The sequence below is a fragment of the Micromonospora sp. SD12 genome, from assembly GCF_052068495.1.
GTDB lineage: Bacteria > Actinomycetota > Actinomycetes > Mycobacteriales > Micromonosporaceae > Micromonospora > Micromonospora echinofusca.
Map to the genome: position 1 here is coordinate 91,590 of NZ_JBQHDF010000021.1, position 6,775 is coordinate 98,364.

The 6,775-nt window shown below is 72.5% G+C and carries 8 protein-coding genes; 4 read left to right on the plus strand and 4 right to left on the minus strand.

Going from position 1 to position 6,775, the window contains the following annotated elements; genetic code table 11:
* Nucleotides 1-35 precede the first annotated feature (35 nt).
* Genes ACTMS2_RS26610 through ACTMS2_RS26625 form a run of 4 tightly spaced genes read right to left on the minus strand, consistent with a single transcriptional unit; the run spans nucleotide 36 to nucleotide 2,960 of the window.
* Entirely contained in the window at nucleotides 36-902 is an 867-nt protein-coding gene (locus tag ACTMS2_RS26610) for a metal ABC transporter permease (protein ID WP_101412341.1), read from the minus strand.
* A 1-nt stretch (nucleotide 903) separates the two neighbouring features.
* A complete protein-coding gene (locus ACTMS2_RS26615) occupies nucleotides 904-1,665 on the minus strand; it encodes a metal ABC transporter ATP-binding protein (protein WP_088998915.1) in 762 nt (253 codons plus the stop codon).
* Entirely contained in the window at nucleotides 1,662-2,648 is a 987-nt protein-coding gene (locus ACTMS2_RS26620) for a metal ABC transporter substrate-binding protein (protein ID WP_441177848.1), read from the minus strand. Before ACTMS2_RS26620 ends, ACTMS2_RS26615 begins: the two co-directional genes overlap by 4 nt.
* Nucleotides 2,649-2,702: 54 nt before the next feature.
* Nucleotides 2,703-2,960 carry a hypothetical protein gene (locus ACTMS2_RS26625; protein ID WP_088998917.1) on the minus strand — a complete coding sequence of 86 codons (258 nt, stop codon included), beginning with the start codon at nucleotides 2,958-2,960 and terminating at the stop codon, nucleotides 2,703-2,705.
* Nucleotides 2,961-2,987: 27 nt separating this feature from the next.
* On the opposite strand from ACTMS2_RS26625, the gene ACTMS2_RS26630 reads away from it, so the two are divergent.
* From ACTMS2_RS26630 to dusB, 4 genes are all read left to right on the plus strand, one after another.
* A complete protein-coding gene (locus tag ACTMS2_RS26630) occupies nucleotides 2,988-3,329 on the plus strand; it encodes an antibiotic biosynthesis monooxygenase family protein (RefSeq protein ID WP_088998918.1) in 342 nt (113 codons plus the stop codon).
* Nucleotides 3,330-3,353: 24 nt separating this feature from the next.
* Nucleotides 3,354-3,929, plus strand: a complete 576-nt coding sequence (locus ACTMS2_RS26635) for an Rv0361 family membrane protein (protein WP_250102365.1) — start codon at nucleotides 3,354-3,356, stop codon at nucleotides 3,927-3,929.
* A gap of 114 nt (nucleotides 3,930-4,043) precedes the next feature.
* A complete protein-coding gene (locus ACTMS2_RS26640; protein ID WP_088998919.1) occupies nucleotides 4,044-5,423 on the plus strand; it encodes a glycine--tRNA ligase in 1,380 nt (459 codons plus the stop codon).
* A gap of 64 nt (nucleotides 5,424-5,487) precedes the next feature.
* Nucleotides 5,488-6,660: a tRNA dihydrouridine synthase DusB gene (dusB, locus tag ACTMS2_RS26645; RefSeq protein ID WP_441177849.1), complete on the plus strand. Its 1,173-nt coding sequence runs from the start codon at nucleotides 5,488-5,490 to the stop codon at nucleotides 6,658-6,660.
* Nucleotides 6,661-6,775: the final 115 nt, after the last annotated feature.

Here is a 6,775-nt window from a genome sequence, read left to right on the forward strand (position 1 = left end):
GGTAACCAATCCCACCGACACAGCGCTGACCAGGATCAGTGGAGCACGACCTCGTGCGGTTCGGGTACGGGCGCGGCGTCCGGGGTGCGCCGCCGCCGCAGCACCCGCCACCCGGCCCCGAGGACCGCGACCACCGCGAACGAGGCGATCGCCATCAGCACCACCGAGGCGCCGGGGGCGGTGTCGGCGTTCGCCGCCACCCAGACCCCGGAACCGGCCGCGAAGAGCCCGAGCGCCATCGCCGCCGTCATCGTGCTGCGGAAACCCCGGGTAACCTGCTGCGCGGTCGCCACCGGCACCACCATCAGGGCGCTGATGAGCAGCACCCCGACGGCCCGCATGGCGATCGTCACGGTGACCGCGGTGGCCACGGCGAGCAGCAGGTTGAGCGTGCGTACCGGCAGCCCGGAGACGCGGGCGTACTCCTCGTCGTGGCAGACCGCGAACAGGGCCGGGCGCAACGCCAGCATGGTCACCGCGATCGCCGCGCCGAGCACCGCGATGGTGGTCAGGTCCGCCGGCGTGATGGTGCTCAGCGACCCGAACAGGTAGGAGTTCAGGCTGGCGCTGGTGCTGTCGGAGAGCCCGACCAGCGTCACGCCGCCGGCGATGCCGCCGTAGAAGAGCAGGGCCAGCGCCAGGTCGCCGGAGGTGCGCCCCCGCGCGCGGACCAGCTCGATGGTGACCGCGCCGAGGGTCGCCACGAGCACCGCGACGAGCACCGGTGAGCGGTTGAGCAGCAGGCCCGCGCCGACGCCCGTGAGCGCCACGTGCCCCACCCCGTCGCCGATCAGGGCGAGTCGCCGCTGCACCAGGTAGATGCCGAGCGCCGGGGCGGCCAGACCGATGATCAGCGCCCCGATCAGGGCCCGCTGCATGTATGGGTACTGGAAGAGTTCCATCTCAGCTGCTCCACAGCCCGGCGGGCTCGTCGGGACCGTGCGGGTGCACGTGGTCGTGGTCCGGCTCCGCGTGGTGGCCGGCGGGCTCGGGCACCGCGCCGTCGTGGCAGATCCCACCCTGGTGTACGACGACCGCCCGGGTGATCAGCGGTCGCAGGGGCCCCAGCTCGTGGGCCACCAGCAGCACCGTGCCGCCCCCGGCGACGAAGCCGTGCAGCGCCCCCGCGAACGCCTCCTGGCTGGCGGCGTCGACCCCGGCCGTGGGCTCGTCGAGGACGAGCAGTTCCGGCTGGCCGGCCAGCGCCCGGGCGATCAGGGTGCGCTGCTGCTGCCCGCCGGAGAGAGTGGCCACGGGATCGCGGGCCCGGTCGGCGAGCCCGACCGCCTCCAGCGCGGCGGCCACCGCCGCCCGGTCCGCCGCGCCGGGCGGGCGCAGCACCCCGCGCCGGGCGAGCCGGCCGGAGGCCACCACCTCGCGGACGGTGGCCGGTACGCCGCTGCCGGCGCCGAGGCGCTGCGGGACGTACCCGATGCGGTGCCACTGCCGGAAGCGGCGCAACGGACGGTCGAAGAGGGTGACCGACCCGGAGCTGAGCGGCACCAGGCCGAGCGCCGCGCGGATCAGGGTGGACTTGCCGGAGCCGTTGGCGCCGAGCACCGCGACCACCTCGCCGGCGGTCACGGTCAACGAGACGTCGCGCAGCACGGGGCGGCCGTCGTAGCCGACCACCCCGTGCGCGACGGTGATGACTGGGGATGTCACTGGCAGCTCAACGCCGTCCTCAGGGTCGCAAGGTTGGTACGCATCACCGAAAGGTAGTCGCCGCCGCCGGGCGTCAGCCCCTCCAGGGGGTCCAGCACGGCGGTCTTCGCGCCGACCTCCTTGGCGATGGTCTCGGCCACCTTCGGGCTGACCAGCGTCTCGAAGAAGATCGTGGTGGCCTTGTGCTCCCGGGCCTCCTCGATCACCTCGGCGAGGCGCTGCGGGGCGGGCTCGTTGTCCGGGCTGAGCCCGGTGATGCCGATCTGCTCCAGCTTGTAGCGCTCGGTCAGGTAGCCGAAGGCGGTGTGGCTGACCACGATCTCCCGCCGCTGGCAGGTCTTCAGCCCGGTCGTGAACTCGGCGTCCAGCTTCTCCAGCTCGGTACGCAGCGCCCCGGCGCGGGCGGTGTAGTCGGCGGCGCGGTCCGGGTCGGCCTTGCCGAGCCGCTCGGCGAGCTTGTCGCCGACCGTGGCCAGGCGGGTCGGGTCCAGCCAGAGGTGCGGGTCCTTGGCGCCGTTCTCCTCGTGGCCGGGCTCCTCGGCCTTGGCCGACTCCTCGGGGTGGGCGTGCTCCTCGCCCTCGTGGTCGTGGTCGTGGCCGCCCGCGGCGGCGTCCATCAGCGGCTGCACGGTCGACACGTCGAACGCGCGGTCCTTGGCGTTCTGCTCGACGGCCTCGTCCAGCGCCGGCTGGAAGCCCTTGAGCAGGACCACCAGCTCTGCCTCGGCGACCTGGCCCACCTGGCCCGGGTTCAGCTCCAGGTCGTGCGGCTCCGCCCCGGGCTTGACCAGGTTGGTCACCTTCACCGCGTCGCCGCCGATGCGCTCGGCGAGGAACTGCAACGGGTAGAAGGCCGCCACCACGTCGACCCGCTGCGGGTCGGCGCCGGCGGTGCCGTCGTCGGAGCAGGCCGTGACACCGCCCAGGGCGAGCAGGGCGGCGGTGGCGACGGCGAGGGTACGTGGGGCGGAGCGGATGTTCATGCCATGAACTGTCCGCGACAACGATAATGATTGTCAAAAACGCATGCTTGCATGTCAGAACAGCTTCACCAGGCCCGCGGTGACCAGCAGGGTGAGCGCCACCAGCCGGATCACCCGCGTCGGCGCCGTCTGCACCGACCAGGTGGTGACCAGCAGCGCGGCCACCGCCGCTGCCAGCAGCAGGGTGAACAGCCCGCCGACCACGCCGGGGGTGAAGAACGCGACAAGCACCAGCACGAGGGTGACCAGGAACACCGTCGTCGGGTTCGCCCGGGCCAACCGGGCCGGCATCCGGCTCTGCGTACGCTGCATCCCACAGACTCTACGAGGAGGAACCCCGTGCTGGTGACGAACCGGTTCGTGGTGGACGTCGATGTCGCCGACGAGTTCACCGAGCGGGCGCACGCCGCCCTGGCCGCCCTCGCGGCCCGCCCCGGTTACCTGCGCGGCCAGCTCGTCCGGGCGCTGGACGACCCGCGACACTGGTGCCTGGTCACCGAGTGGGAGTCGGTCGGCACCTACCGGCGGGCCCTGGGCGGCTTCGATGTCAAGATCACCGCCGTGCCGCTGCTCGCCGAGTCGCTCGACGAACCGTCGGCGTACGAGGCGCTCGCCAGCGCCGCCCCCGGCGGGGAGGTCGTCCGGACCGCCAGCGATCGGGCCGCTGCTCCTTACCGCTGAGCCCGTGGGCACTACATTGCTTGCATGACCGCTCCCGGACCGGCGACCCCGCCGCCGTACCCTCCGCCGCCCGGCCAGCAGGGGGCGCAGCCGCCCGCCGTGCCCGGCCCGCCGGGGGACCCGGGCGCGCCCGCCCCGCCCGCCGGGCCGGGGGTCACCCCGCCGTTCGCGGCGCCGCCCACCGAGGGGCGCAACACCCGCCTCTGGCTCGGGCTGGGCGCCGGGGCGCTCGCCGTGCTGCTCTGCTGCGGCGGGGGCGGCGCGGCCGTGGTGGGGCTGGCCGTGACGGGGGTGCAGGCCGTACGCGAGCAGGGGCGCACCGTCTCCACCGACTACTACCAGGCGCTCGTCGAGCGCAAGTACGGCGCGGCGTACGACCAGCTCTGCGACGACGCGCAGCGGCGCGAGTCACGCCGGGAGTTCGAACGCCGGGTGGCCGCCGAGCCGCAGATCGCAACCTTCCGGGTGGGCGACGTGGACGCGGTCGCCCTCACCGTGCCCGTCGACGTGACCTACACCGGCGGCCAGCAGGACCGCCAGGAGGTCACCCTCGGGCAGGACCAGCAGACCGGTGGCATGGAGGTGTGCGGGGTGAGCTGACCCGCCACCGGTATTCTGCTGGGCCCGGGACGGCACGGGTCGTACCGTTGTCCCGAACTGTTCCTTCCGTCCTTACCGCGTCCCCGCCGACCGCCAGTCGGCGTAGGAGGAAACATGCCAGCCGACCGTATCGACGCCGTCGTCAGCCTCGCCAAGCGCCGAGGCTTCGTCTTCCCCTCCAGCGAGATCTACGGAGGCACCCGGTCGGCGTGGGACTACGGTCCGCTCGGCGTGGAGCTGAAGGAGAACGTCCGCCGCCAGTGGTGGAAGACCATGGTCCAGCAGCGCGACGACGTGGTCGGCCTCGACTCCGCCGTGATCCTGGCCCGCGACGTCTGGGCCGCCTCCGGTCACCTGGACGCCTTCGTGGACCCGCTGACCGAGTGCCAGTCGTGCCACAAGCGGTTCCGGGCCGACCACCTCGAGGAGGCGTACGAGGCCAAGCACGGCAAGCCGCCGGCCTCGCTGACCGAGCTGAACTGCCCGAACTGCGGCAACAAGGGCACCTTCACCGAGCCGAAAATGTTCAACGGCCTGATGAAGACCTTCCTCGGCCCGGTCGAGAGCGAGGAGGGCATGCACTACCTGCGGCCCGAGACCGCCCAGGGCATCTTCGTCAACTACAAGAACGTCGAGACGGTCGCCCGCAAGAAGCCGCCGTTCGGCATCGCCCAGACCGGCAAGTCGTTCCGCAACGAGATCACGCCGGGCAACTTCATCTTCCGCACCCGCGAGTTCGAGCAGATGGAGATGGAGTTCTTCGTCGAGCCGGGCTCGGACGAGCAGTGGCACGAGTACTGGCTCTCCGAGCGCTGGAACTGGTACCTCGACCTGGGCCTGTCGGAGGGCAACCTGCGCTTCTACGAGCACCCGAAGGAGAAGCTCTCCCACTACTCGAAGCGCACGGTCGACATCGAGTACCGCTTCCAGTTCGGCGGCACCGAGTTCGCGGAGCTGGAGGGCATCGCCAACCGCACCGACTTCGACCTGACCACGCACAGCAAGCACTCCGGTGTCGACCTGTCCTACTTCGACCAGGCCAAGGGCGAGCGCTGGATGCCGTACGTCATCGAGCCGGCCGCCGGCCTGACCCGCGCGGTGCTCGCCTTCCTGCTGGAGGCGTACGACGAGGACGAGGCGCCGAACACCAAGGGCGGCGTGGACAAGCGCACGGTGATGCGTTTCGACCCGCGCCTGGCCCCGGTCAAGGTGGCGGTGCTGCCGCTGTCGCGCAACGAGGCGCTCTCGCCCAAGGCGAAGGGTCTCGCCGCGGACCTGCGCAAGCGCTGGGTGGTGGAGTTCGACGACTCGCAGGCGATCGGCCGCCGCTACCGCCGCCAGGACGAGATCGGCACCCCGTTCTGCGTGACGGTCGACTTCGACACCCTCGACGACAACGCGGTGACCGTGCGGAACCGGGACACCATGGCCCAGGAGCGCATCGCGCTCGACCAGGTCGAGCGCTACCTGATCGAGCGCCTCCCCGGCTGCTGAGCGGCGACTACGGGGGCCCGGCCGGCGGGGGAACGCGCCGGCCAGGCCCCCGTACACTTGTCCGGTGACCGCGCCGACCGTTCCCGCACTGCGCCCGCTGACCATCGGGCGGCACGAGGTGTGGCCCCCGGTGGTGCTCGCGCCGATGGCCGGCATCACCAACGTCGGCTTCCGGCAGCTCTGCCGGGAGCAGGGCGGCGGCATCTACGTCTGCGAGATGATCACCACCGTCGCGCTGGTCGAACGGAACCCGAAGACGCTGCGCATGATCGCGTTCGGCGACGACGAGCGGCCCCGCAGCCTCCAGCTCTACGGCACCGACCCCGAGATCACCGCCGCCGCCGTGCGGATCGTGGTGGAGAAGGACCTCGCCGACCACATCGACCTCAACTTCGGCTGCCCGGTGCCCAAGGTCACCCGCCGGGGCGGCGGCTCGGCGCTGCCGTGGCGGCGCCGGCTCTTCGCCCGGCTGGTCAGGGCCGCGGTGGACGCCGCGTCACCCGCCGGGGTGCCGGTCACGGTCAAGATGCGCAAGGGCATCGACGACGACCACCTGACGTACGTCGAGGCGGGCCTCGCCGCCCAGGACGCGGGCGTGGCGGCGGTCGCCCTGCACGGGCGTACGGCCGCGCAGCGCTACTCCGGCACGGCGGACTGGGACGCCATCGCCACCCTCAAGCAGGCCCTCGACGTGCCGGTGCTCGGCAACGGCGACATCTGGGAGGCCGACGACGCGCTGCGGATGGTGGCGCACACCGGCGTCGACGGGGTGGTCATCGGTCGGGGCTGCCTGGGCCGCCCGTGGCTCTTCGCCGACCTGGAGGCCGCGTTCGACGGCCGGCCGGAGCGCCGGCTACCCACCCTCGGCGAGGTGGCGCGCACCATGCGCCGCCACGCGGAGCTGCTGGTCGACCAGTTCACCGCCGGCTCGCGTACGCCCGCCCGGGGCGAGCGGGACGGCTGCACGGACTTCCGCAAGCACGTCGCCTGGTACCTCAAGGGCTTCCCCGTCGGCAGCGAGCTGCGCCGCGAGCTGGCCATGATCGAGAGCCTGGCCCAGCTCGACGACCTGCTCGGCAAGCTGGACCCGGCCGAGCCCTTTCCGGTGGCCACGCTGGGTCAGCCGCGCGGTCGCACCAACTCGCCCGGCAAGGTCTTCCTTCCCGAGGGCTGGCTGGCCAGCCGCGACGACGACACCGTCCCCGAGGGCGCGGAACTGGCCGACTCGGGCGGCTGAGTCGCCCTCGCGCCTCACGCCCGACAACGGTAGGACGAAAGGGCCGGCCCCCGGGTGGGGGTCGGCCCTTGTCGTCGTTGCGTGGTGCGGGGCTGCTGGTCAGGCGGTGTAGCCG